We start from the raw sequence: 2,362 nt of genomic DNA, 5'->3' as shown, positions 1-2,362 counted from the left end.
CAGGTACTTAATTAATATAATTTTGGAGGTGACTTGGTAATGGAAGAAAAAAAATTTAATCTGAAACAAGTTATATTTTCTGGAGTAATGATAGCTTTGATGGGTTCAGTGATTGGATTAGCTGCAGCTGAGATGAGTAAAAATCCTTATCAATGTTGTAATTTAACTAAAATAGATAAAGGGTATAGTAGTGCAAAAGCACCTCGTACTTATGCGATAGTAGGTGCAATTTTGGGATTTGCTATTGGGTCAATTCAAGAAACTGTGAGGTCTCTAACACCAGAAGATGAATAAAAGTCAAAAATTTTGATTACTTTTTTCATCTTATGTATCTATAAAAAATACCAAATATTAATCATTAATTATCAACTATCAACTGTGGCAATTATTTCACAGTATAGAGGTTTTTTGTTGCCAAGGATCTAAGATATCTTTGAATAAAGTTTCCTCAATCCAAGTTTTAGCTACTACTGTTAAAGGTAGAGCTAAAATCAAACCTAAAATTCCAAAAAAAGTAGTGAAGAAAATTTGACATCCTAGAGTAACAGCAGGTAAAAGCGAGACTTGTTTTGCCATAACAGTTGGACTTAGCCAATAACTTTCAAGATTCTGAATAATAATATATAAAATTCCTACTGCAGCTATTTTCCAAGGAGCATCTAAAAGAGCAACCATTATGGGAAAGACTATACTCATAGTCGGACCAATATTAGGAATAAAATTGAGTAAACCTGCGAGTAAAGCATGAGTCAAAACTAAATCAATTTGTAATAGTAATAAACCAATACCACTACAGGTCGCCACAAAAAGAGAGTTAATTACTATTCCACCAAACCAATTACCTAAAGCTACCTCGCATTTTGATAGAATTTCATCTGCACGTCGCCGATAAAAAGAAGGAAATAAAAGTAATCCTACTCGTCGATAAGCTTGAGCATTAACCAAAAACATTATTGTTAATACAAATACTAAAAGTACCTGTAAGAATACGATAAAAGTATTAGAAAAAATCTTAAAAAAGTTGCTAAATAACTGAGTACCTAATGTTTGTGTTTGTACTAGCATATCAGTGGCAGTAGGTGGTGCTGGAAATAGATCGGGTCTTTGTCGATATAATTGCACAAGTTGAGAGCGGACTTCTATAAATACATCAGGTATTAAGGCAACTAATTTTTGAAACTGGGTAATAAAAGGTGGTACAACTAGCAACAAAAATAGCAGCATAATTAATGCTGCTAAACTTAAAGTAGCAATTACAGCTAAGTTTCTTTTAAGACCCCATCTATTAAATTTCTGTACTAATCTATTTAAGGCAGTTGCTAAAACTATTGCAGCAAATATTAATAGTACAAGTCGTTGAATTTCCCAAAGGATATATAGGGAAATAAGCAAACTAAAAAATCCTAACCATTTACCAAAATTCATATTTTTTTGTTGTCGAGTTGTTGGAGTGTAAGTATTCAGCAGTCAGGTATCAGGTATTGTTTTTGGTGTGGGTTTAAAGCTATATTAAATCAGCCATAATTAAAATATTACTAGAAAATTTGTAAGTCTATATTCATTTAAACTACTCCCTTAAAAATAGGGTCTTATAGCAATTACCAAAAGTAATGCATTACTTGATTAATGCTTCAGTTATTAAGTAATTATCTTGGTAGAATCACATTTTTTATGATTTGAGGCAATTTAATATTAATTATCATTATTTTTACTTCTCCCGTACAGACGTATCGCTGCGCGACATGGAAAGCGGAGCATTCCGGAACGGAAAACGCATTTTTGCCTGTGCAACGTCCCTACACTCCCCTACTCTGAAATAGATAAAGTTTTTGAGAAATGGTATTATTGCTGAGAGCTGAAAGCTAATAGCTGAATGTTTACGTTGGAGTTAGATAAACTGTGACAATTTCAAGTTGAGGAATAAACCATTAAATTTTCTCCGTTGTCTACTTTCCCCCTTTGTCTTCCAGATAAGTGTTTCAACTAATCAATATAAAATTTTTCAAGCACTACCTTGACTCTGGGAGTTCAAGAAAATAGATTAATCTAGCTATTATTATAAAGCTGAAAAGACAAAACTTGAGAAATTATAGTAACCGAATATTTATAATTAACAGCTCTGTGTAAGAATAGGGGGTTAGATTCAGAATAGTCAATCAATACTTTGAAACTTCTCTCTAAATAGTAAATATTTTGATGATTTTCTCAACCTCCTACCTTTAGCTCTAACCTAAGTATTCAGCAGTCAGCTATTAGCTATTAATTGATTGCCTCATAAGTAGGAATTAGTATTGATAAATTTAAGGATAATTAAAAGTATTGGAAGAAAAACTGACCTTGACGAGGGAGAATGTATATTCAC

At 32.0% G+C, this 2,362-nt stretch carries 2 protein-coding genes; one reads left to right on the top strand and one right to left on the bottom strand.

The genetic code is table 11. The features are described 5' to 3' along the window. Positions 1–39 precede the first annotated feature (39 nt). Positions 40–294: a hypothetical protein gene (locus tag AFK68_RS06510; protein ID WP_246844033.1), complete on the top strand. Its 255-nt coding sequence runs from the start codon at positions 40–42 to the stop codon at positions 292–294. 96 nt (positions 295–390) lie between these two features. Here the strand turns inward: AFK68_RS06510 and AFK68_RS06505 are convergent, their stop codons facing one another. Continuing rightward, entirely contained in the window at positions 391–1,425 is a 1,035-nt protein-coding gene (locus AFK68_RS06505) for an AI-2E family transporter (protein ID WP_094672068.1), read from the bottom strand. Between the last annotated feature and the right edge of the window lie 937 nt (positions 1,426–2,362).

The sequence above is a fragment of the Hydrocoleum sp. CS-953 genome (assembly GCF_002260545.1).
Classification (GTDB): domain Bacteria; phylum Cyanobacteriota; class Cyanobacteriia; order Cyanobacteriales; family Microcoleaceae; genus Trichodesmium.
The sequence above is the reverse complement of the archived record's forward strand: the minus strand, read 5'-3'. Positions and strand labels throughout refer to the sequence as shown.